At 68.7% G+C, this 21441-nt stretch carries 21 protein-coding genes; 8 read left to right on the top strand and 13 right to left on the bottom strand.

Translation table 11 applies throughout. The annotated features are described in order from the left end of the window. Position 1: 1 nt before the first annotated feature. The 3 genes from E1288_RS18285 to E1288_RS18275 form a co-directional block, all read right to left on the bottom strand. Entirely contained in the window at positions 2-1171 is a 1170-nt protein-coding gene (locus E1288_RS18285; protein WP_235883633.1) for an SRPBCC family protein, read from the bottom strand. Between the two features lie 20 nt (positions 1172-1191). Further along, on the bottom strand, positions 1192-1959 hold the full coding sequence (locus E1288_RS18280) for a hypothetical protein (RefSeq protein ID WP_132486623.1): 768 nt from the start codon (positions 1957-1959) through the stop codon (positions 1192-1194). A gap of 280 nt (positions 1960-2239) precedes the next feature. Continuing rightward, a complete protein-coding gene (locus E1288_RS18275; RefSeq protein ID WP_132486621.1) occupies positions 2240-2824 on the bottom strand; it encodes a hypothetical protein in 585 nt (194 codons plus the stop codon). Between the two features lie 176 nt (positions 2825-3000). On the opposite strand from E1288_RS18275, the gene E1288_RS18270 reads away from it, so the two are divergent. After that, a complete protein-coding gene (locus E1288_RS18270) occupies positions 3001-3318 on the top strand; it encodes a hypothetical protein (protein ID WP_132486619.1) in 318 nt (105 codons plus the stop codon). 495 nt (positions 3319-3813) lie between these two features. Here E1288_RS18270 and E1288_RS18265 read toward each other — a convergent pair whose 3' ends face one another. After that, complete coding sequence (locus tag E1288_RS18265; protein ID WP_132486617.1) at positions 3814-4314, bottom strand: Asp23/Gls24 family envelope stress response protein; 501 nt, start codon at positions 4312-4314, stop codon at positions 3814-3816. 537 nt (positions 4315-4851) lie between these two features. Here E1288_RS18265 and E1288_RS18260 point away from each other — a divergent pair. From E1288_RS18260 to E1288_RS18250, 3 genes are all read left to right on the top strand, one after another. Then, positions 4852-5250 (top strand): MarR family transcriptional regulator, encoded by a 399-nt coding sequence (locus tag E1288_RS18260; protein WP_207954415.1) that lies wholly within the window; start codon positions 4852-4854, stop codon positions 5248-5250. Positions 5251-5457: 207 nt separating this feature from the next. After that, positions 5458-6525: an NAD-dependent epimerase/dehydratase family protein gene (locus E1288_RS18255; protein ID WP_132486613.1), complete on the top strand. Its 1068-nt coding sequence runs from the start codon at positions 5458-5460 to the stop codon at positions 6523-6525. A gap of 89 nt (positions 6526-6614) precedes the next feature. Continuing rightward, on the top strand, positions 6615-7106 hold the full coding sequence (locus tag E1288_RS18250) for a hypothetical protein (RefSeq protein ID WP_132486611.1): 492 nt from the start codon (positions 6615-6617) through the stop codon (positions 7104-7106). Between the two features lie 24 nt (positions 7107-7130). Here the strand turns inward: E1288_RS18250 and E1288_RS18245 are convergent, their stop codons facing one another. From E1288_RS18245 to E1288_RS18220, 5 genes are all read right to left on the bottom strand, one after another. Next, positions 7131-7466 (bottom strand): plasmid stabilization protein, encoded by a 336-nt coding sequence (locus E1288_RS18245; RefSeq protein ID WP_132486609.1) that lies wholly within the window; start codon positions 7464-7466, stop codon positions 7131-7133. A 111-nt stretch (positions 7467-7577) separates the two neighbouring features. Next, complete coding sequence (locus E1288_RS18240; protein WP_235883632.1) at positions 7578-7982, bottom strand: DUF6292 family protein; 405 nt, start codon at positions 7980-7982, stop codon at positions 7578-7580. Between the two features lie 174 nt (positions 7983-8156). After that, on the bottom strand, positions 8157-9344 hold the full coding sequence (locus E1288_RS18235; protein ID WP_132486607.1) for a zinc-dependent alcohol dehydrogenase: 1188 nt from the start codon (positions 9342-9344) through the stop codon (positions 8157-8159). Between the two features lie 267 nt (positions 9345-9611). Next, a complete protein-coding gene (locus E1288_RS18225) occupies positions 9612-9962 on the bottom strand; it encodes a hypothetical protein (RefSeq protein ID WP_132486603.1) in 351 nt (116 codons plus the stop codon). 354 nt (positions 9963-10316) lie between these two features. Further along, positions 10317-11447: a DUF2267 domain-containing protein gene (locus tag E1288_RS18220; RefSeq protein ID WP_132486601.1), complete on the bottom strand. Its 1131-nt coding sequence runs from the start codon at positions 11445-11447 to the stop codon at positions 10317-10319. A 158-nt stretch (positions 11448-11605) separates the two neighbouring features. On the opposite strand from E1288_RS18220, the gene E1288_RS18215 reads away from it, so the two are divergent. Then, positions 11606-11995 (top strand): hypothetical protein, encoded by a 390-nt coding sequence (locus E1288_RS18215; protein WP_132486599.1) that lies wholly within the window; start codon positions 11606-11608, stop codon positions 11993-11995. Positions 11996-12024: 29 nt separating this feature from the next. Here E1288_RS18215 and E1288_RS18210 read toward each other — a convergent pair whose 3' ends face one another. Beyond that, the gene (locus E1288_RS18210; protein ID WP_235883631.1) at positions 12025-14127 is read right to left on the bottom strand and encodes a putative bifunctional diguanylate cyclase/phosphodiesterase; all 2103 of its coding nucleotides are present in this window, start codon (positions 14125-14127) and stop codon (positions 12025-12027) included. A 365-nt stretch (positions 14128-14492) separates the two neighbouring features. Here E1288_RS18210 and E1288_RS18205 point away from each other — a divergent pair, with 365 nt between their 5' ends. Next, a complete protein-coding gene (locus E1288_RS18205) occupies positions 14493-15350 on the top strand; it encodes an alpha/beta hydrolase (protein ID WP_132486597.1) in 858 nt (285 codons plus the stop codon). Positions 15351-15738: 388 nt separating this feature from the next. On the opposite strand, the gene E1288_RS18200 is transcribed toward E1288_RS18205, so the two are convergent. Together E1288_RS18200 and E1288_RS18195 are read right to left on the bottom strand one after the other, a co-directional pair. Then, a complete protein-coding gene (locus tag E1288_RS18200; RefSeq protein ID WP_132486595.1) occupies positions 15739-16770 on the bottom strand; it encodes a baeRF2 domain-containing protein in 1032 nt (343 codons plus the stop codon). Between the two features lie 275 nt (positions 16771-17045). Beyond that, the gene (locus E1288_RS18195; protein ID WP_132486593.1) at positions 17046-18014 is read right to left on the bottom strand and encodes a GlxA family transcriptional regulator; all 969 of its coding nucleotides are present in this window, start codon (positions 18012-18014) and stop codon (positions 17046-17048) included. Positions 18015-18113: 99 nt separating this feature from the next. Between E1288_RS18195 and E1288_RS18190 the strand changes: the two genes are divergently transcribed. Further along, a complete protein-coding gene (locus E1288_RS18190; RefSeq protein WP_132486591.1) occupies positions 18114-18752 on the top strand; it encodes an HD domain-containing protein in 639 nt (212 codons plus the stop codon). Positions 18753-19029: 277 nt separating this feature from the next. On the opposite strand, the gene E1288_RS18185 is transcribed toward E1288_RS18190, so the two are convergent. Next, positions 19030-19773, bottom strand: coding sequence for a TetR/AcrR family transcriptional regulator (locus E1288_RS18185; RefSeq protein WP_132486589.1), 744 nt, complete (start codon positions 19771-19773; stop codon positions 19030-19032). Between the two features lie 129 nt (positions 19774-19902). On the opposite strand from E1288_RS18185, the gene E1288_RS18180 reads away from it, so the two are divergent. Continuing rightward, entirely contained in the window at positions 19903-21276 is a 1374-nt protein-coding gene (locus E1288_RS18180; RefSeq protein WP_132486587.1) for a serine hydrolase domain-containing protein, read from the top strand. The last annotated feature ends 165 nt before the right edge of the window (positions 21277-21441 follow it).

Here is a 21441-nt window from a genome sequence, read left to right as displayed (position 1 = left end):
ATCACCTTCTCCGACTGGATGTCACACGTTCACTTCGACGCCCTCCGCGTTCCTCCTCATCTTCTTCGTCGCCCTCGTCACCTTCCCGGTACTCCTGGTCCTCGTCTCCGTACTCCTCTTCGTCCTCGTATCCTTCGTCCTCTTCGGATTCGGCCTCTTCATCCGCTTCGGCGTAGTCCTCGTCTCGCTCGGCCTCGTCTTCCTCGTCGCCGTAGCCTTCTTCTTCGCCCTCTTCTTCTTCGGGCTCCTCATCCACCTCGGCGCGCTCGCCTTCGTATTCCTCTTCTTCCTCGGCGGGTTCGCGGCCGTATCCTTCCTCCTCCTCGCGCAGGGCGTCCTCGTGAGTCCTGACGACCTCCCTGTCGCGGATCTCGCCGCGCCATCCTTCGATCTTGTCCTGTTCCAAGATCGTCCGCGTCATCATGTGCCGTTTGATGTACTTGAAGTCCGCTCGCACACGGCGCCCTTGCGCACGCCACATGTACGCCGTCTTCTCGAAGAATCCTTGCGGATAGTATTCGAGGACAAGCAGGATTCGCGTCATGTTCGGCGCGAGCTCGTGGAACGTGACCGATCCATCCACGGTCCCCTTCGCGCCTGTCGAAGTCCAGATGATTCTGTCGTCGGGCACCTGTTCGACGATAGTGGCTTCCCAGCTTCGCTTCGACAGGAAGATCTGCGCCTTCCAGTTGACCTTCTCGTCGGACTCCTGGTCCACGCTGAGAACTTTCTTCGTCATGTCAGGAAAATCTTCAAACCTGGTCCACTGGTCGTACACAACGCGAAGCGGCAATCCCACATCATTGTGCTCGATGATGTTGACAACCTTGGCCTTGCCCTTCTTCCCCCCTTTGCCTCCACCCATGCCCAGCTTCTCTTTTGCCTTTTCCTTCAATCCGGAGAAGCCGGCCTTCAGCGCCGACTTGACCGGGGATCCTCCCTCAGCCAACGCCTTACCCCCCGTCATTGCGGCCATCAACCCGGCACCACCGCTTTCAGCCGACTCCACGAGCTTTTCGGTCATGTCCTCGACCTTGTCGCTGACGAAACCAGCCGCCCGTTCCCCGGCTGCGGTCAACAAATCCTGAAATCCTGCTTTCAACGGTTCGAGCGGCAGCTCGCTCAACAACCCGCGAGAACCGGAACGACGCCCATCGGTCTGCTCCGCCATGGTCATCACCTCAGCTACGCTCAAGACGACTTCTTAGTGGTGGACGACTTGGAACTCGTTCCCGACTTGTGCTGAGTCGACGTTCCGGAGCCGGTCTTGCTCCCTGCCCGGCCGCTCGAGCGGCCCGCAGCCTTGGCCGATGCCCCACTGCTGGCCGTCGACCTGGCGCGCTCGGTGGCCTTCGACCGTGACTCGGGTTCCTTCTGCGCCGTGGAACTACCCTTCCGACCACTCGGCTCAGAGCGACGCGTGCTCGCGCGAGCCGATGCCGAACGTTCTTCCGTCCGGCCGCGGGCATGCTCGGTGCTTCGCGGTGACGGCACCGCAGCTCGCTCTTCCTCCTGCTCCTCGGTTGCCGCCTCACCCTCGTCCACGTCTTCCTCGGGAGTTTCCCCGGCGGTCCGCTTGCCGAGGCCAGACGCGCGCTTGCCGAGTCCGGCCGCTTGCTCACCAAGACCAGCCGCCTGTTCGCCGACGTTGGAAGCCCGCAAACCGGCGGCCCGCTTGGTCAGATTGTCGCCAATCGAGTCGATCTTGTTCGTCGCCGCCGCGATCGCAGCGGATTTCGCCGCGTCCATCAGGCGCTCACGCGCCTCACCCGTCAACTTCTTCAACTCGGGGGATCCTGCGATCAGTTTGCCCCCCTGCGCGAGGAGATCCTTGGGATTGACCCCGACGCGCCGCCCTGCCATCACCCCGGCGGTCGCGATCGCGAGCTTCATCTTCCGACTGCGCCCGAGGACGTAACCGATCGCAACTGCGAGCGCGATCTGCGGTCCGGATTTCATGATCAACCTCCTGCGGGCGTCTCCGGCGGGCCGGTCGCCCGTAAAACCGAACGGCTCCCCCCGTGTTGACATATTGCCGAGCCGCTACGGCGATTGTCTTGAGTGGCTACCCTCCTACTAGTCGCCCAAACCCATTGCCACGGGACAACTTCGTGATCGAGTGGGCTTCCCGCGAGAACAAGATCGAGACCACGCCGAGGCATCCGAGATCGTTTCCACGGCAAGCGAAGCGTGACTTTCCAATTCCATGAACAGCTTCGAGCGCGAACACCGAGAGAGGTCAGTCGACCAGGTCCGCATCTCGAAGCTCCTCTTCGACAATCTCCCTCACCCAGCGCCGCAGGGGAGACCTCCGGTCGGTCACGCGCCCCTCGCGGTGACCTCTTCTCCACCCGTAGGTCTGCTGGTCGTCTGCCGACTTCACGACTTCTTCGTCCGCTGCGTCAGAACGAATGGTCAGGCCGCTCAGCGCGCACAGCACACCGCGGCCGGCTGCCAACGTCGCCGCGATGTTCCGCGTCTGCGAATCGCCGGGCAGAAGATCCAGTACCGCTGCGTCACCGAGGTCGGCCGTCGCACGGGCCACGACGGCCAGCCGCAGCGTTTCCGGACTCGGCGCGAAGGTCATTGCCAACCCGGAAAGTACGTCTCGTACACCGATGCCACGGCAGAGGACCGCGGTGGTCGGCGCGACGTTCCCGTCCGAATCACCCATCCCGCAGGCACTCGCGAGGGCCTCCGGACGCAGCACGACGACTGCACCGGCCGCGGCCGTTCCGATGCCGAGCAGGCGAGGAAACCACGTCATGGCGCTGCACCTCTCCTCCAAGGATGTCGATGCCCTTCGGGCATCATCCTTGATCACTAGCGCCTCGCGGTGTCCGGCACAGCACGGACACCGCGCTCGCCACCAGTATGCGCCCAACGCTGCATGCGGAAAGTTTCTCCTGCCGCGCCGATATGGTCGCTTCCCCAGGGGTATGCCCACGGTGGAATCGCTCGCACAATCCGGCAGCGCCAGGGCCTCGGAGGCGGCAGATCATGTTAAGCACGCACGACTCTGAGCACGTCCCAGAGCAGCCTCACAAGCACGAGAACGTTCAAATCGTGGTGGTCGCCCAGATCAACGCGCCCTGGGTGAGCCGAAGCCTGGTCGACGTTGGCGCATTGATCCGCACCCCGAACGCGGCAGCAGCCATCCGTGGGGGCCTGCACGTGATCGCAGACATCGTTGCGGCAGCGTCGAAGATCCTCTCTGACGGCCGCCTGGAGGATGTCCCGCCCGAGGAGCGTCCGCGGTTGGTAGTCACCGCAGAACGTGCAGACATGCCGAAACCCGACGCTCGCCGGCAGCATTGACAACCCGTGCCCGTCCCGGCAACCGCGAGCGTGTACAATACCAACGCGAAAGTGCAGGAAGCGCGACAGTCACACGAGGATCACCAGCATCAGAACAACGACGCGCAACTTCAGCAAGAGATGATTTCAGAACAGGTTGGCGTGGCGGTGCGGAATGGGCCGCCCACCTGGTCACGGGCGGCCCATTGAGAAAGACCGGCTGACGATCGTCCATTCAGGACCAGGAATGATCGAACAGCTCCCCGTTGCCCCACTCGGATTGATGCCATGTCCGCGCGGCAACCCGGTGCGATGCTGTCGTCCGGTCGCTCGGTCGTTTGCCCTGTGGCAACGGGATTGTTCCGCAACCCAGCACCTTCGGCGTCAGCCCCTGATTCCGCGGGACTTGTGGAACGCCAGCCAGTAGACGGCCAGCAGGATCAGAAGATCGTGCTCACCGGTCCTGCGGCCGGCGGCGCTTTCCCATGAGCGAACCAGACCGAGGTGCGCAAGGAGTCACTCGACTCGCGAGGGGGCGGGCTCCGCTGATTCCTCCGCCTCCAGGTGGATGTCGTTTACCGAGATGTTGACCTCGATGACCTCCAAACCTGTCATCCGCTCCACGCCGTTGATCACGTTGCGCCGCACCGAGCGGGCCAGATCGACGATGGATGATCCGTATTCCACGACGATGTCGAGATCGACCGCGACCTGCTTCTCACCGACCTCGACCTGCACCCCGGAGACGGCCGAAGTGCCGGTTCCAGCTCCGGGAATCCGTTCCTTGATCGCACCGAACGCGCGGGACACCCCGCCACCCATGGCATGCACACCCGCGATCTCCCTGGCGGCGATCCCTGCGATCTTCTGCACGACCAGCGCCGCGATGCTGGTCCTGCCCTGCGATGTGTCGTTCGCGAGCCTGGCGGGGCTTTCGCCGCCGGCCCGGGTCTGCGGCACGCCCCTGCTCTCGTTCTTGGCCTCCGAACCGGCGTGGGCGCCACTGGTCTGAGCCATGGGAACCTCTTTCCGATCATCCTGCCGATCGTGTTCGGCCAGGGCGTGGCCTGACATCGAAATCGGATTCGGGACGCTTCAACACGATGCTTCGAGTGTGTCACAGGGCATGTGGTCTCGTGTCCCTCAGTCGCCCCCGCTTCTCCACGCGTGCAGGTCACTCCAGCGCAATTGGTGCAGTCGGACAACGAAGCCGAACACCTTGCTCACCAGCAACGAATCTGCCGGCGAGCAGAGGCGTCCTGAACATCCAGCCGTTCACAACGCCCCGGCCGTAGGCGTGCCCATGCCGTCGGTTCAACGTTCGCGCAGGGCGTTGCTCAAGCTCCGCTGCGGATCTCGTTGCTTCTCTGCAACCTCGGCGAACGCTTCACCTTGTCATTGCACGGGATTCTCCCAGCCCTTCGCGTGAGACAATGGATGCATCACCTGAGGTGATCGTGTGCTGAAGCAAGGGAAACGACCCTGGTACGTCAGCCTGATCTACCACCAGCCGATCTCCTCGACGAGATCGAGACTGCAGCCCGGGCGCTCGTCGTGGTCTGGGCACGCAGTGCGGAACGCGTCCGGCCGGAGGTTTCGGCATTGCAACTGCGCGCCCTGATCGTGGTGGATCGTCACCCTTCGATCAATCTCGCCGGGCTCTCCGACGAGCTCGGCTCAATCCCCTCTGTCACCAGTCGCTTGTGCGATCGCCTTCAGACAGCCGGTCTGCTCGTACGTCGAAGCAGCGCCATCGACCGTCGTGAGATCGTCCTGCAGCTCTCCCCTGACGGACGGCGTTTCGTGCAGCGCTTCCGGCGTGCTCGAAAAGCGGACCTCGCGGCAGTACTTCAGCAGATGAGCGCGCGGAGCCGAAATGCCCTGCTCATGGGCTTGGACGCCTTCTACTCGGCGGCCGTGGAACTCGGTCACGCAGATGACGAGCTCGCTTGAGCGAACCTGGTCGAGGTGTAGCGCTATCGACAGCCGGTGTCGAGCGTTCACGACGTGGACGGCGACAGGACCGGTTCCTCGGCCACACGAGCTCAGCGGTTACCCGAGAATTTCGCCGGGTAGCCGGAGTTGTCGTCACTTCCGCTTCCCATGAGGGGAAGCCGTGAATACGACGGGAGCAGCACCGGGCCAAGGAGGAGACCAACGATGAAGGCGCCCGAGAGCCCCCAGCGCGTTGTCGTCGTTGGGGCGACCGGAAACATCGGAACCAGCGTGGTCGACGCACTCGACAGGGATCCCGCGGTCGGCACCATCATCGCGCTGTCACGGCGAGAGCCACCCGTCACCAGCTCGAAGGTGCGCTGGGAACGCACGGACGTCACCGAAGACGATCTGGTGGCGCGCTTCGCCTCGGCCGACGTGGTGGTCCACCTCGCCTGGTTGTTCCAGCCGACCCACGACCCGATCACGACCTGGCGCAACAACGTGCTCGGCGGCATACGGGTCTTCGACGCCGTCGCGGCGGCCGGTGTCCCGGCCCTGGTGCACGGGTCTTCGATCGCCGCCTACAGCCCGGGGCCGGACGCGCGGCCGATCGACGAGTCGTGGCCGACCCACGGGTGGCCCGCCGCGGCGTACAGCAGGGAGAAGGCGTACCTGGAGCGGTACCTCGATGCCTTCGAACTCCAGCACCAGGACATCCGGGTCGTCCGGATGCGGACCGCGTTCTGCTTCAAACCGGAATCGGCATCCCAGCAACGACGGCTCTTCCTGGGGCCCATGCTGATCAACCGGCTCGTCAGGCCAGACCTGCTGCCGGCCCTGCCGACTCCGGGCGGCATGCGTTTCCAAGCGGTGCACAGCGACGATGTCGGCGAGGCGTACCGGCTCGCCGCGCTTTCCACCAGCGCCGGAGCGTTCAACATCGCCGCGGATCCGCTGATCGACACGGGTGTGCTGGGCGAGCTCTTCGGCAAGCCGACGGTGGGTGTTCCGTCCCGCATCGCCAAGAGCGTCCTATCCGCCGCTTGGCACCTGCACCTCGTCCCCGCGTCGCCGGGCCTGTTCGACGCCTTCCTGCGGCTTCCCGTCATGGATGTGTCGCGAGCCCGGGACGAACTCGGCTGGTTCCCGCGGCACAGCTCCACGGACGCCGTCGAAGGATTCCTCCACGGCTTGCGAGAAGCCGCAGGCGGCAAAACCCCGCCTCTCGCGCCGCGCGTCCCGGGAGGCCGCCTGCACGAGCTCGCCACGGGTGTCGGTCAACGCCCCTGAGCACGACGACCACGTGCGGTTGAGGTCCGTTCCGGTGGGTAAGCCGGTGGGTGTTCGGCCCGGCAGGACAGATCTTGTGAGGTGGCCCGGTGTCACGTTCCCAGCACTCGAAGACCCGAGACCTGGTCCGCGCCGGGGCGCGGGGACTCGTCGGTGCCATGGCGATGACCGGCATCCGGACCCTCACCGGGAACGTCGGCCTCGTCGAGGAAACACCTCCGGAAGCGATAGTCGGCAAGCACGCGCCGGAGCCCGTCCAGCAACTGCCCGTGGAAAGCCGCACCGCGCTCACCGCGGCCGCGCACTGGTCCTTCGGCGCATTCGCCGGGCTCGGGTACCACGTCCTGCCGCGGAAGATCAGATCGCTCCCCTGGTCCGGCCCGGCGTACGGCCTGATCATCTGGCTGGGGTTCGAGGCCGTCATCGCGCCGTTGCTGGCCGTGCGCCCGACCCGTCGACGGCTGCTCGGCCGTCTCATCATCGCGCTCGACCACGCCATCTACGGCATCGTGGTGGCCGGTCGGCTCGCGCCCGATCCCGATGCGGTCAAGCGGCCGACGCCGTCCCGGTTCTGGACCTAGGCGACCGCCAGGGCACTTCCTGGGTCAGCTGCGGCTGAGAGCACGCTCCAACTGTTCCTTGGTCATCTTCGAGCGACCCTTGATGTTCTGGCGGCGGGCGTCGTCGTACAGCTGCTGCTTGGTCCGGCCACCGGGGCCCTCCCGCTTGCCCGACCTCTTCCCACCTCGCCGCTGCGGGGACATGTCCTGGGTCGACGTCTCGCTCCGCTGCCGCGCCTGCCCCTGCTGCGCCCGGTCCTTGTTCACGGTCCGCGCAGCGATCTCCTTCGCACGTCCGGCACTCGACCCGCGTTCCTGAGCCTGTTCCTTGATGTGCTCGTACTGCCGCTCTTGCTTCTTGTTCCAGGCCTGCTGCGGCATCGTTCGCACCCCCTCACAGGGTTTCCACCCACATCGACTACCCGCAGACGACACGAAGAACACCTTCCGGGCACCTCAACAGGCCACATTGGATTCCGGCCGCCGCCGTCGTCAGTTGCAGAACCGTGCGAGCCGTTGCTCCATGTCGTCACACGCGTTCGGCAGCCGGAACGCGGGCGAGGCGAGCACGCCGGGGCTGTTCCCGCGGACAGCGTCCCAAAGGAACTCCCGCACCGACGCGGATTCCGGCAGGATGTCCTCGCCCAAGAACTCCAGCGTCGCGGTCCCGCCGCAGCCGTCGGTGTCGATCCGCAGCGCCCATCCGCTCACCTCATCCCAGGTCAGCAGGAGCGGGAACTCCTCGAACACCGGTACTTGGGAATCAACGAGAATGATCACGGTCGCGAGATCGACATCGAGGTTGATGTCGATCTCGAAGACGTCGACGCCGAGATTCTCCGCCACGGAGGTGGCGTAGCCGACCAACCCGTCTGCCGCGAGGCTCATCGTGTCCATCACCGATCCTCCCATCCGACCTCGCTTCCCGTTCGATATCAACAGGCTGCTGCTCATCGGGTAACCGGTATCGCGCCGGCCTAGTCAACCGGCGGCCGTCGCGGGACGTACCGGTAACCGCGCGGCGCTCAAGCGCTGCAAGCGCTGCCGTTCACCCTCGACGAGGGCACTGGCCTAGTCGCCGGGGCGCAGCAGGACCTTCACCGCGCCATCCTCCTTCCGCTGGAAGATGTCGTAGCCGTGCGGGGCCTCGTCCAACGGCAGCCGGTGCGTCGCGAGGTCGCGCACCCCGAGCGGGTCCGCCTCGTCCCGGACCAGGGGCATCAGATCACCGATCCACCGCTTCACATGGGCCTGCCCCATGCTGACCCGCACGCCCTTGTCGAACATCACCAGCATCGGCAGCGGGTCGGCGGTGCCTGCGTAGACGCCGCTGACCGAGATCGTCCCGCCACGCCGGACCGCGTCGATGCACTGGTGCAGGACCGTGAGCCTGTCCACGCCCGCCTTGGTCATCAGAGGCTCCGCGACCGCGTCCGGGAGGACGCTGACCAGCTTCTGCATGAACTCCGCACCGGGCGAGCCGTGCGCCTCCATGCCCACGGCGTCGATGGCGGAATCCGCGCCGCGCCCCTCCGTCATGGCACGGACCGCGGACGGCACATCGTCGTGCGCGCGGGCGTCGATGACCTCGATCCCGTACCGCAGGGCCATCTCCAGCCGGTCGGGTTCGAGGTCCACCCCGATCACCCGGGCGCCCCTGAAGGCGGCGATCCGCGCGCTCATCTGCCCGATCGGGCCGAGGCCGAACACGACGACCGATCCCCCTTCCGGGACGGCCGCGTACTCGACCGCCTGCCATGCGGTCGGCAGCACGTCCGAGAGGTAGACGAACTGCTCGTCCGGTGGGCCGTCGGGCACCTTGATCGGGCCGAACTGCGCCTGGGGCACGCGCAACAGCTCCGCCTGCCCGCCCGGCACGCTGCCGTAGAGCTTGGTGTACCCGAACAGCGCCGCACCGCTGCCGTGCTCGCGCACCTGCGTCGTCTCGCACTGGGCGTACAGCCCGCGGCGGCACATCCAGCAGTGCCCGCAGGAGATGTTGAACGGGATCACGACGCGGTCGCCGGGCTTGATGTGGGTGACGTCGGAGCCCGTCTCCTGGACGATGCCCATGGCTTCGTGCCCGAGCACGTCACCCGGCTCCAGGAACGGCCCGAGGAGTTCGTATAGGTGCAGGTCGGAGCCGCAGATGCCGGTGGTGGTCACCGCGATGATCGCGTCGGTCGCGGCTTCCAGCCGCGGGTCCGGCACGTCGGTCACCCGGACATCGCGCGGTCCCTGCCAAGTGAGCGCCTTCACGCGCACCTCCGAGATGGTCGTTCCGTTCGGCGTCACCCGGGGTGGGTCTCGCCGCCGACGGGTGCCAGCACTTCACCGGTGTAGTAGCTCGAAAGCCGCTCCGATGTGACGGGCGCCCGCGAGTTGCGATCACGCTTCCCCGCAACCCTCCGCGCGGAGATCGCGTTCCGTTGTGTCCACTTGGGACGGACCAGGCATCCGCGCGTGCCGTAGCCGACTCCGCCCGGCCCGCTCTGCGCGAGCAAGCGGGCTCGCCCTCGGCGCAGCTCACTGCTTCCGCGGACGATCTGCCTTGGGCTTGCCGGGAAGTCCGCCGATGCCGTGCCGCGGCGGGTGCATCGGTTCCGGCGAGCCGCTGGGCTCGACCGGGGAGCCCCCGGGGGTGTCCTCGGCCTCCACGGGCTGCGCCTCCTGCGTCCCGCCCGACGGCGTCGCGCCCTCCCGCAACTCCTGCAACCGGTTTTCCAGCACCTCCGTCACTTGAACCCGGTTGTTGTGCACGCGCTCGTAGTCCAGCAGCTGCTGGATCTGCTCGCCGTCCAGCGACCGGATCCGGTGCTGCAGGGAGCCGACCGGTACGTTGTCGTAGTCGATGAGGGGAAGCTCTTGCGGGGCCATCTCTCCTCCTTTGCAACAGCTACAGGCGTTCCCCGTTCCCGGCCGGATCATGCTTGGCGCGGCGTGATGCCGCTCAGCGCCCGGCCTTCCACCGCGAACGCCGGGACCTCCGGTGGGACGACCTGCTGCCGGTCCACGACCAGGGCCCCAGCCGCAGGGACCACGTCATCGCACCGCGTCGTCCGCGATGCCAGCTCAGCGGGCCTATCTTCCCGCGCCGGGCAAGCGAGTTCTTCATCTCCTACCCCTTCCGATCGCGATGCTCCGACCGCCGACAGCATCCTGGTGCGACGCCGATTTCTCCGGAGCAGGAACACTTCCCGGCCAAGACGGGGAATCCCTCCGGCACGACCGCTAGTCCTGCTCCCGCGATTCCCGGCGGCGTCGGGCGCGGCGTTCGCGTTCTCGCCGGCTGTAGGTCGCCCGCCGGACGGCCGTCTCCGTTTCGAGGCTGGACCCCAGCGCACCCGCCACCGTGCCCATGGAACTCGCCAGCCAGGAGAGGCTGGCGTAGTCGATGAACGTCGCCGCATGCCCCAACTGCTTCCCCAGGTAGTCCACGCTGATCACGGCGGTGGACCCGATCAGGGTGATCACGAACAGCAGGGCGTACATGCAGGCCACCCCGATGGTCAGGGTGATCAGCGTGGCCGCGTTGTACAGCACGACCTTGTTGCGGTCCTCGCTGTTGCGCGGCCTTTCCCACAGGCTGTTGTGCAGCGTGATCCACGTGACCATGGCGAAGACCGCGACCAGGTTGATCACGACCAGGCGGACGACGCTGAGGTTGTCCGCCAGCGACCAGATGGTCGGGAAGAAGATGCCGAACGCGGCGGTCGCGGTGGCGGCCGCGATCGCCCGCGAAAGCTCCGGGACCAACCGCCACGGCCGGTTGTCGCGCACCATCCCGAAGAGGAGACGCAGCCGGCCGCGCGCCCCGGGCAGCACCAAGGTCACGTCGGCGTGGCCGTTCCCGGCGGGAACCTGGCGGATCTGCGAACCGGGCCAGCCCCACCTCCGCGCGTGGTGGTGCCCGCCCGCCGGGCGGGAGTCCGTGAGCTTCAGCGTTTCCCGCACGAGCAGCCCTACCAGGTGCACGACGACGTCCCGGACGTACGGCCGCAACCGGATCCAGCCGATCGCCGGCAGCGACGCCAGGCCGACCCCGTGATCGGTGTCGACCTCGGCCACCACGGGCTGGGTGGCATCGCGCCGGGGCAGATCGGTCAAGCAGACCAGCAGGTCCCAGCCCTCCGACGACTTCTTCTCCTGCGCCTTGCCCGCGATGTCGATCCGGCCGTCCTCGCTCAGCGACAGCGCCTCGGACCGGACCTCCACGGACCAGTCGAGGTCTTGATCGATTCGCGCGCAGAACTCGTCCGGGAGCCCGTCGGCGATCCGGTGCGCGATCTCCGTGGGCACACCGGGGTCGGCGACCACACCCACCGTGATCGCGCGGTTGCTGCCTCGTCCGGCCGACGACATGCCACCTCCCACTCCGGCACCATCCTTGCCATTCCCGGGGCGGGGCGGTTCCGAAACAACCGCCGCCCGACGAGTTGCTCTCCACCATCGCGGGAGCCGGGCGGCGACACCGGGTACTTCACCGTTACCGGGCCGTCCGAGCCGAGGAGGCACTCGCCATGCCCGAGTACGAACACCCTTTGGAAGCGCTGCACAGCGGACGCGACGCCGTGGCGACGGCCGTGAGCCGGCAGGCCAGGACCCCGCAACCGTCCCTGCGGGAGCTCCACGCCTTCGGCTCGGCGATCGTGTCGACGATCGCCCAGCTCAGCCAGTTGAGCTCGGTGCTGGCCGAACAGGTGGGGCGCTTCGACGAACGCGAGCTGGAACGGGCCAAGACCAGCGATCACCCCGGCGACAAGCTGAAGGTCGCCGGCACCCACCTGGCCAGGCTGAGCGATCAGTTGGAGGTGGCCGTCACGGACGCCATCCGGTACTGGACCACGATCGAGAGCGTGGACCTGCACACCTCGGGCGACCTCAGAGCACGACCTGAAACCGAGGCATAACGATCAAGAACGCCGGACCGGCACCGCCGTCAGCGGAGCTCGGGACCGGGTGCGCCGATGAGTGCCCGGAACTCCGGCGCCGGCAGGGGGCGTGAGAACAGGAAACCCTGGCACGCGTCGACGCCGAGGCCCTCGAGCAGGCGGCGTTGGGTGATGTTCTCGACGCCTTCGGCGATGCAGGTCCGCCGCATGGCCCGGGCGAGTTCGACCACGGCGCGGACGATCCCGAGGTCGGCCGGATCGGTCCCCATGCCGGTGACGAAGCGCTGGTCGAGTTTGACGATCTGGGTGGGCAGGTCCTTGAGGCGGGCGAGCGAGGAATAGCCCGTTCCGAAGTCGTCCATGGCGAACCGCACCCCGGTGCGGGCCAGGTCGCTCATCGTCCTGCGTGGCTTCGACGGCAGGTCCACCAGGGACGTCTCCACCATCTCGACGACGACCCGGTCCGGCGCGATGCCGGTCTCGCTGATCGCGGCGGAGATCTCGTCGGCGAAGTCCGGGGCGTCGGGGCGCAGCCCGGAGACGTTCACCGTCACGCCCACGGGGTGGCCGTCGTGCGACTTCCAGGTGGTCGCCTCGCCCAGCGCGGTGCGCAGGACCCAGCGGTCCAGCTCGGGCAGCAGGCCGCCCTTCTCCGCCACCGGCAGGATCACGTCCGGCGCCAGCGGTCCGAGGTCCGGGTGCGGCCACCGCACGAGCGCTTCCGCCAGCACGATGGACCGGTCCCGGGCGACGATCGGCTGGTAGTGCAGCCGGAGCCCGTCGTGGCGCAATGCGTCGCGGAGCTCTTCCTCCAGGGTCAACTGCGCCCCGCCGGTGGTCGGCGCGGTCCGCGTGAGGCGTCCGTGTCCGCGTTTGGCGTCGAACATCGCCGCGTCGGCGGCGCTGATGATCTCGTCGATGGTGGCACCGTCCTGGACGGCGACCGCGCCGATGGAAGCCGTGATGGAGACCAGTCGGTCCTGCAACGGGATGGCCGCGCTCAGGATGTCCGAAACGTTCGTGGTGAGCGCGTCGATCCCGCCGCAGCCGGGCACGTCGGAGCAGACCACGAGGAATTCGTCCCCGTAGAGCCGGGCCGGTGTGCAGCAGGGCGGGAGCTCGGTGGTCAGGCGCTGAGCCAAGGCCAGGAGCAGCTCGTCGCCCGCGTCGTGGCCGAGCGAGTCGTTCACGCGTTTGAAGTTGTCCAGATCGCAGAACAGCACGGCCGCTCGGTCGGTGCCGCCGCCGGCGAGCACGGGGGTCAGCAGCTCGTTGACGCCCTGCCGGTTGAGCAGCCCGGTCGTCTGGTCGTGCGTCGCCTGGAAGTGCAGGGTCTCGGCGTGCCGGACCTGCTCGGTGACGTCCTGGAACACCGCCAACCAGAACCGGTTCCCGTCGTCGTGCACCGACGCCGCGCACCGCACGTCGCAGAACACCGGTCGCCCATCGGCGCGGGCCAGAACGCGGGGTGCTGCCGGCTGCTGATCCAGTTCGGCCGGGCCCGCGGGACTCGAGATCAGTCCCGCCCGGGAATCGCTGGGGTGCATCAGATCGGCGGCGCTCTTGCCGTGCAGCCGGTCGCCCAGCAGGTCGCACAGGGCGCCGTTGGCGTCCAGGATCCGTTCGTCCTGGTCGAGGAGGGCGATGCCCACCGGAGCGAGTTCGAAGAGGTCGGTGAACCGCCGTTCCGAGCGCTGCCGCTGGGCGTGCGCCTCGGTCTCGTCGCGGACCACCTTGATGAAGCCCTCCAGGCTGCCGTCCGGCGCCCGCTGCGCCGTGATGACCACGTGCGCCCAGAACCGGGTCCCGCCCTTGCGCAGCCGCCACCCCCGGTCGATGAAGAACCCGCGCGCCATGGCTTGGCCCAATTCCCAGTCCGGATACCCGGACTCGACCTGCTCGGGCGGGTAGAACACCGAGAAGTGCCGCCCGATGACCTCCTCGCTGTCGTAACCCTTGACCCGCCGAGCCCCGGCGCTCCAGCTGCTCACCCGGCCATCGGCGTCGAGGGCGAAGATGGCGTACTCGCGCAGGTCGGCGACGAGGTCTCCGATCAACGGATCTCCAAGAAGCGCCGCTCCCGGTCGCCGGATGCCGCTGTCGGGCCGATCGCCGACCACGTCCATCGCCTGGTTGTCGGGGAAATTCACCACATCTCCGTCCTGAGCTGCAGCCGACTCGCGCGTGCGAGGAACCGCACCGCGCTCCCGCAACACCACCCGGGCGCCGGGCCCAACGCGCGTGGGCACGGAGCCACTCGAGCAATGCCACGCACTGTACATACCGCGAACGCGAAAATCGCTATGTCACCCACGAGGGCCACAGCTGGTCACAGCAGGTATCAGGAGCGTTCACGAGGCAGTGGCCACGGCTCGGGACACCGCCGGCGTGCTCGGGCGCGAAGTCCGCTCGGCGGCCCGACAGGTTGCCGAGATCCGATCATCGGACGAGGCTTGCCCGGACGTGTGCGCTCCAGACGGCGAGCAGCGCACAGGAACGGACAGGAAGGCACCCGATGACGCAGTCCCACGACGACGCGCGGCCGAAGGCAGCGCACTTCGAAGGCACCCTGCCCTCGGGGCAGTACTGGCAGGGCTGGACGGTCGAGCGGCCAGTCGGCGTGGTCGTGCTCGTCCACGGCGTGCACGAGCACAGCGGCCGCTACCGCCATGTCGCGGAGCGGCTCAACGCGGCCGGCTACACCGCGTACGCCCTCGACCACCCCGGGCACGGTCGCTCTCCGGGGAAGCGCGGCAACATCGGGAGCATGGCCGCTGCCGTCGCCGGGGTCGACCTCCTGGCGCGGCTGGCCGTCGAGCGCCACGACGACGCGCCGCTGTTCGTCTACGGGCACAGCCTCGGCGGGCTGATCTCCTTGCAGTACCTCACCGGGACGCCGCTCGACCGGATCGCCGGTGCCGTGATCTCCGCCCCCGCGCTCAACACCGGCTCGGTGTCGGCCGTGGAGCGGGCCGCCGCGCCGCTGCTGTCCAAGCTGCTGCCCGACCTCGGCGTGCGCAGCCTCGACGCGAGCACCATCAGCCGCGATCCCGAGGTCGTCCGGGCCTACCTCACCGACCCGCTCTGCCACGATGGGAAGATGCGGGCGCGGACCGCGACCGAGATCATGCTGGCGGTCGAAGCGATGCCGCAGCGCCTGAAGTCGCTGACCATGCCGCTGTTCGTCCTGCACGGCGGCGCGGACCGGCTGATGCCGCCGGCCGCCAGCGAGCTGGTGCGCGCCCACGCCGGATCGCCGGACCTCACCCTGCGGATCCACGAAGGGCTCTACCACGAGCCGCACAACGAGCCGGAGCAGGACCGCGTGCTCGACGAGATCGTAGACTGGCTCGACGCCCACCGGAAGGCCTGAAACGCCGGCGGGATTCGATCGGCGCCGGCGGTGATGTTTCCTCATCCCCGTGGGCGTAAACCCTCGTGCCGAGGCAGCTGAAACCCGCGCACGAGGAGGTCTTGGATCTCATGTGGAACACGCGACTTCGGAACATCCCGGCACAGCTCCGCAAGCGGTTCGGGCGGTCGCACACCAGAACGGCGCCGGAGCCCGGGCGCGACTCCGATCCGCTGCTGCACAAGGGCCCCAGAGTTCCGCCGGAACCGCTGCGGCGTAGGCGACGACTGGGGTGAGCCGAACGTGCAGGGGCCGACGAACTCCCGGTTCGTCGGCCCCTTCGCCGTTGCTGCCCACCTTCGCCGTGCGTGAGGATTTCCCTTGCGCCATCTCGGAAAACGGCCGGGCGCTACTGATGCACGGGAAAGCGCAAGATCGCACCCGCCCCGTCGGTCAGCCCGGTCCCAGCGGGCACGAGTTCGACGCCGGAGGTCGTCTCGGCGCAGGTCTTGAGCAGGAACGCCTCGTGCTCCGCCGGCGCGTCGTCCTCCAGCAGCAACGTCTCGACCGCGCCCTGCTCGGCCGCCCGCACCACCGGGTCGTCCCCCTGGACCGCCCGGCCGTGCGTCAAGCCCGCCTCCATCCTGTCGGCGCTGTCCGCCGCCCTGCGCTTGCTCTCCTCGCCGGCGATCCGCACCAGCTCTTCGTCGAGCGCCTCATCGGAGGCGTTGTGGGCGAGCCCGCCCCGCTCGGTCTCGACGACGAGCTCCGCGAGCTCGACCGGCAGGTGCTCCCGCACCTCGGTCCGCGCCTGCACGCCACCGGCGAGGACCACCACCTGCGGCCGGAACTTCGCGGCGACCGCGTTCACATGGGCCACCACGTCCTTCGCATTGCGCTGCAACGTTTCCTCGGCGCGCCGATGAATGCGCTTGTGGGACAACGCCCCGTGACGCGGCTTGTGCACACCCTCGTGCCCCGTGCCTTCCACGACCTCGGTGTCGATCTCCTGCGGTCCGCGATGCTCGGTCACCACGTCCTGGCGCACCTGCGCGCCTTCCTGATCCGCGATCACCACGAGTTCGGACACCGAGCGCGCGGCCTCCCGCACGTAGGCGCCGAGTTGCGGGAGCGCATCCCAGTACGCGTCGTCGCCGGCTCCGGGCTCGACGTCCCACGGCTCGTCGAGCAGCACGGCGGACCCGGCCCCTACCAGCACCCGGCCCCGAGCCTGCTCCTCGCCGGGCGCACCGCTCAGCGCCGACTCGATGGCGTCCAGCGTTTCCGCCGGCGCACCGGCCGCCTGGAGCCGGTCGCGCAGCGCCCGCCACCGCAGCTCGACCTGCTTGCCCGCGTCCTCCCCGGGCGAGCGGGCCTCCAGGTAGACGGTCGCGAACGGCCCCTCCTGCTCGTACACGTGACGCAAACCAACCAGTTCCATCGCTGAGCTCCTCAACTCGAGGTGCACGTCGCCGGGTGGCTGCCCGGCGCTTGCCGATCAACGGCTACCCGGGCGACCGCCCCGGCAACACATCCCATCCACGACCGCATGGCTCTCCTCACACCACGCATCGATGCGCTCGGCCGGGCCAGACGAGCACTCGCCCGGGTGTCCACAGTGCACCAGCGCCGGTCGTGCGCTGTTCGTGACGCGGCTTCGCGCGAGGAGTTCGCGCGGAGCGAAGCCGAAAACCGCCCACGGTCCGCGGGCGAGCGTCACGGTGCCGGGGGCTGCCGTTGCGTGGTGGCGAACCGCTGGCGGTAGTGGGTCGGCGTCGTGCCCAGGTGGCGGGCGAAGGCACGGCGGAGGGATTCGTCGGTGCCCAGTCCACTGTGGCGCGCGGCCGAGGTGACGCTGTGCCCGTCGAGGAGGAGTTGCCGGGCGCGGTCGAGGCGGACGCGTTCGACCCAGCGGGCCGGTGTGGTGCCGAGTTCGGCGCCGAACAGGCGGGTCAGGTGCCGGGTGCTGACGGCCGCCGCGACGGCCATGGCCGGCAGGCTGTGGTCGGCGGCCGGGTCGGCGACCACGGACGCGATCACCGAGCGCAGCACGTCGCTTCGCGCCGGCGGGGTGGCGAGGGCCGTGGAGAACTGCGACTGCCCGCCCGGGCGTTGCAGGAACACGACCATTTCCCGGGCGATGTCCCGGGCCACGTCCGCGCCGTGGTCGTCTTCCACGAGGGCGAGGGTGAGATCGATTCCGGCGCTGATGCCGGCCGAGGTGACGTAGCGGCCGTCGCGGATGTGGATGGCGTCCGGCTCGACGCGCACCCGTGGGTAGCGGCGGGCGAGCGCTTCGGCGTGCCGCCAGTGCGTGGTCGCGCGGCGACCGTCGAGCAGCCCCAGTTCGGCGAGGACGAAGGCGCCGGTGCAGACCGACGCGACCCGTTTCGCCTGCGTGGCGAGCGTGTGCACGGCCGCCAGCAGGTCGTCCTCCGGTCGCTGCTCGGCCAGCCGGTCGCCGCCGGCGACCACCACCGTGTCGACGGGACCGGCCTCGGCCGCCGCAACGGTGCCGGCCAGCCCCAGCCCGGCGGACGTGTCCACCTGCGCACCGCTCGGCGAGACCAGCACCAACTCGTACGGGTGGCCTTGCCGACCCGCCTGGTGCAACACCTCCGACGGGCCGCTGACATCGAGCATGGTCACACCGTCGAACACCACGACGGCCACCCGGTGCGTCATGTCCGGATCTGTGGTTCTTCTGGCCGGAAGGACATGGCATCAGGGTAACCGCCCGGGGGAACCTGGAAGCCGTCACCGACCGAGCAGGAGGCAGCGGAGATGAAGGAATCCATCGCAGGCGTGCAGATCCCGGACAGCGCCCTGGCGCGGGAGGCCACCGAGCTGGTGCGCGAGGCCGCGTCGCCGTTGCTGTTCGACCACTCCCGGCGGGTGTTCCTGTGGGGGTCGTTGCGGGGCCGGGAGCAGGGGCTGCGGTTCGAACCCGAGCTGCTGTACGTGGGCGCCATGTTCCACGACCTGGGGCTGACCGAGCGGTTCCGCCGCGCGGACCAGCGCTTCGAGATCGACGGCGCCGACGAGGCCCGCAGGTTCCTGCAGGCCCACGGCATCGACGGCGAGTCCGCCGACCGGGTCTGGACCGCCATCGCCCTGCACACCACCCCCGAGATCCCGCTGCACATGGCGCCCGAGGTAGCCCTGGTCACCCGCGGCGTCGAGCTCGACGTCCTGGGCATCGGCTACCACGCGGTCTCCGACGAGCAACGCGCCGCCGTGGTCGAGGCGCACCCCCGCCCGGACTTCAAGAACCGGATCCTCGCCGCGTTCACCGAAGGCATCGAGGACCGCCCCGAGACGACGTTCGGCAACGTCAAGGCGGACGTGCTCGCCCACTACGCCCCGGGCTTCGTGCGCAGCGACTTCGTCGAGGTCATCAAGAACTCCGACTGGCCGGAGTGATCCCCCGCCGAAGGAAGAACGGCACCGCCGATTCGACGGATCCCCCGGGCGACCGTTTTCAGGATGGCACCGCCCGGCTCCTCCCGAAGACGGCCGGTGCGTGACGTCGGCGCCGATTTCGCGCGAAACCGCCATCCCACCCCACGCGGAACGGCGATTTCGCGCGAAATCGGCGCCCTGCGCTCCCGGCGGCCACATCCCGAACGTGCGAACGAGCCCTGAACCCGGTTCAGCTCATCGCCAAGGCGCGAGCGTCTGTCCAAAGTGGAGCGTGGCGTCACGCGCCGGGGTCGAGGGTGAAGCGGGCCGCTAGGCCGCGCAGGACGCAGTCCAGCCCGGTGGCGAACTCGTCGTCGCGGGCGCTGCGCAGGTTCTGGCCCCGCTGCGCGGCGTACAGCTTGCGCTGCCGCGGGAATTCGTGCACCGCTCGTTCGGCGGCGGGCCACAGGCGCTCGGCCCACTCCTGCTCGCTCTGCCCGCTGCGCGCGAGCATGGTCAGCCAGGCCGCCTCGCTGGTCGACACCCCGACGACGTAGGCGAAGACCGTGTTCATCGCCCGGTCGGCCGCGTCCAGCGGGAAGCCCCCTTCCTCGAAGGTGGCGAGGATGGCCTCGGTCAGCCGCATCATGTTCGGCCCGAGGTAGGCCACGCCCACCTCGCCGAGCACCGAGACGATCCACGGGTGGCGCAGCAGCGTCGACCGGATGCTGTGCGCGCAGCCGGTGATGGCCGCCCGCCAGCCCGCTGCATCGCCGGGGACCGGCACCTCGATCTCGCCGTAGACCTCGTCCACGACCAGTTCGATCAGCTCGTCCTTGTTGGCCACGTGCGTGTACATCGAGGTGGCCCCGGCGTTGAGCTGGGCGCCGAGCTTGCGCATGCTCAACGCCCCGATCCCCTCTGCGTCCAGCAGGCGTAGAGCCGCGGCCACGATCTGCTCCCGGCTCAGCGCCGGCTGCTCCCGCCGCTGTCGTTGCGGGCGGGCCCACACCGAGGGAAACGACTGCTCATCGGCTGGCATGCGGTCTCCTCGCTCCTCTCGCGCGATCCCTCCGAACAGTGTACGTCCTTGCGAACAACGCACGGCCTCAGTACGGTGTGCGGACATCCGCACACTGTTCGGTTCGCAGGTCAGAGGAGATCTCCAGCAATGCCAGTACCGCAATTCGACGTCGACCGGTGGCAGGCCAGGCTCGACGAGCTGCGCGCCGCCCACCACGTCCCGGCAGCCGCACTGGCCGTGCTGGCCGGCGGCACCGTCCACGAGCTGGCCAGCGGCGTGCTGCACCGGGGAACCGGAGTGTCCGCCACCCCCGATTCGGTCTTCCTGGCCGGATCGCTCGCCAAGACCTACACCGCCACGCTGGTGATGCAGCTGGTCGACTCCGGCGAGCTGGACCTGGACGCGCCGGTGGTGGGCGTGCTGCCGGAGTTCGCCACCCCGGACCCGGAAGCCACCGCGACGATCACCGTCCGGCAACTGCTGTCGCACACCGGCGGGGTGACCAACGACTTCTTCCACGACTCCGGCCGCGGCGACGACTGCCTGGCGAAGTACGTCGAAGCCGCCAGGGACGTGGCGCTGGACTGCCCGCCGGGCACGGCGTTCTCCTACGGCAGCCTCGGCTACGTCGTGCTCGGCCGGATCGTCGAGGTGCTCACCGGGCAGACCTGGGACCAGGCGCTGCGGGACCGGCTGTTCACCCCGCTCGGGCTGGAGCGCTCGATGACGCTGCCGGAGGAAGCGCTGCGGTTCCGGGCGGCCATGGGCCACCTCGGCCGGGAGCCCGAACCGGCGGCCGTCTGGGACATGATGCCGCGCTCGGCGGGGCCGTACGGCCGGGTGATCGTCTCGGCCGGTGACGTCGCCCGCTTCGCCAAGATGCACCTGGACGGCGGCATCGCCGCGGACGGCACCCGGGTCCTGTCCGCCGATGCGGTCTCCGCGATGCAGCGCCGCGAGGTGGACAGCCCGGACAAGTGGAGCATGTCCGCGGACGGCTGGGGTCTCGGCTGGACCTTGCACGACTGGAACGGGGTCTTCGGCTTCGGCCACGACGGCAACGCGGGCGCACAGCAGTCCTACCTGCGCGTCATCCCGCGGGCGGGCGTGGCGGTCGTGCTGCTCACCAACGGCGGTGACTTCGCCCGGCTCTACGCCGACCTGTTCCGGGAACTGCTGGCCGAACTGGCCGACGCGCGCATGCCGGTCCCGTTCGCGCCGCCGGCGAACCCGCCCGAGGTGGATCTGACACCGCTGCTGGGCAGCTACCGGCGCGCCGGAGCCATCACGACCATCAGCCGGGACGACGCGGGCGGCGCACGGATCCGCTACGAGTTCGCCGACGAGCTGGAAGGCATTGCCCCGCCGATGGAAGCGAGCCTGCTGCCGGTTTCGCCGACGGTCTTCGCCGCGCCCTTCAACCTCGGCGGCGAGGCGTACAGCCCGGTGGTGTTCGCCACGCTGGCCAACGGCACCCCGTGCGTGTACGTCAGCATGCGTGCCGCCCCCAAGGCCGCCTGACCGCGGGTTCGCCCGCGATCAGGAAGGTCATTCCAGAACGGCTCCGCCCGGCTCAACCCGAAGGCGCCCGGTGCCTGACACTGGCGGCGATTTCGCGCGAAATCGCCACCCAGCCCCACGCGGAACGTCGATTTCGCGCGAAATCGGCGCCCCTCGCCACAGACG

Source organism: Saccharopolyspora elongata (assembly GCF_004348985.1).
In the GTDB taxonomy this organism is placed as follows: Bacteria; Actinomycetota; Actinomycetes; order Mycobacteriales; family Pseudonocardiaceae; genus Saccharopolyspora; species Saccharopolyspora elongata.
The sequence above is the reverse complement of the archived record's forward strand: the minus strand, read 5'-3'. Positions and strand labels throughout refer to the sequence as shown.

Bases quoted from the DNA above. Each gene is read 5' to 3' on its own strand.
- E1288_RS18255 (WP_132486613.1), top strand. From the start codon at position 5,458: ATGAAGGCGCCCGAGAGCCCCCAGCGCGTTGTCGTCGTTGGGGCGACC.
- E1288_RS18225 (WP_132486603.1), bottom strand. From the start codon at position 9,962: ATGGCCCCGCAAGAGCTTCCCCTCATCGACTACGACAACGTACCGGTC.
- E1288_RS18270 (WP_132486619.1), top strand. From the start codon at position 3,001: ATGTTAAGCACGCACGACTCTGAGCACGTCCCAGAGCAGCCTCACAAG.
- E1288_RS18195 (WP_132486593.1), bottom strand. From the start codon at position 18,014: ATGACGCACCGGGTGGCCGTCGTGGTGTTCGACGGTGTGACCATGCTC.
- E1288_RS18180 (WP_132486587.1), top strand. From the start codon at position 19,903: ATGCCAGTACCGCAATTCGACGTCGACCGGTGGCAGGCCAGGCTCGAC.
- E1288_RS18190 (WP_132486591.1), top strand. From the start codon at position 18,114: ATGAAGGAATCCATCGCAGGCGTGCAGATCCCGGACAGCGCCCTGGCG.
- E1288_RS18240 (WP_235883632.1), bottom strand. From the start codon at position 7,982: ATGGACACGATGAGCCTCGCGGCAGACGGGTTGGTCGGCTACGCCACC.
- E1288_RS18185 (WP_132486589.1), bottom strand. From the start codon at position 19,773: ATGCCAGCCGATGAGCAGTCGTTTCCCTCGGTGTGGGCCCGCCCGCAA.
- E1288_RS18205 (WP_132486597.1), top strand. From the start codon at position 14,493: ATGACGCAGTCCCACGACGACGCGCGGCCGAAGGCAGCGCACTTCGAA.
- E1288_RS18280 (WP_132486623.1), bottom strand. From the start codon at position 1,959: ATGAAATCCGGACCGCAGATCGCGCTCGCAGTTGCGATCGGTTACGTC.
- E1288_RS18285 (WP_235883633.1), bottom strand. From the start codon at position 1,171: ATGGCGGAGCAGACCGATGGGCGTCGTTCCGGTTCTCGCGGGTTGTTG.
- E1288_RS18265 (WP_132486617.1), bottom strand. From the start codon at position 4,314: ATGGCTCAGACCAGTGGCGCCCACGCCGGTTCGGAGGCCAAGAACGAG.
- E1288_RS18245 (WP_132486609.1), bottom strand. From the start codon at position 7,466: ATGCCGCAGCAGGCCTGGAACAAGAAGCAAGAGCGGCAGTACGAGCAC.
- E1288_RS18200 (WP_132486595.1), bottom strand. From the start codon at position 16,770: ATGGAACTGGTTGGTTTGCGTCACGTGTACGAGCAGGAGGGGCCGTTC.
- E1288_RS18215 (WP_132486599.1), top strand. From the start codon at position 11,606: ATGCCCGAGTACGAACACCCTTTGGAAGCGCTGCACAGCGGACGCGAC.
- E1288_RS18220 (WP_132486601.1), bottom strand. From the start codon at position 11,447: ATGTCGTCGGCCGGACGAGGCAGCAACCGCGCGATCACGGTGGGTGTG.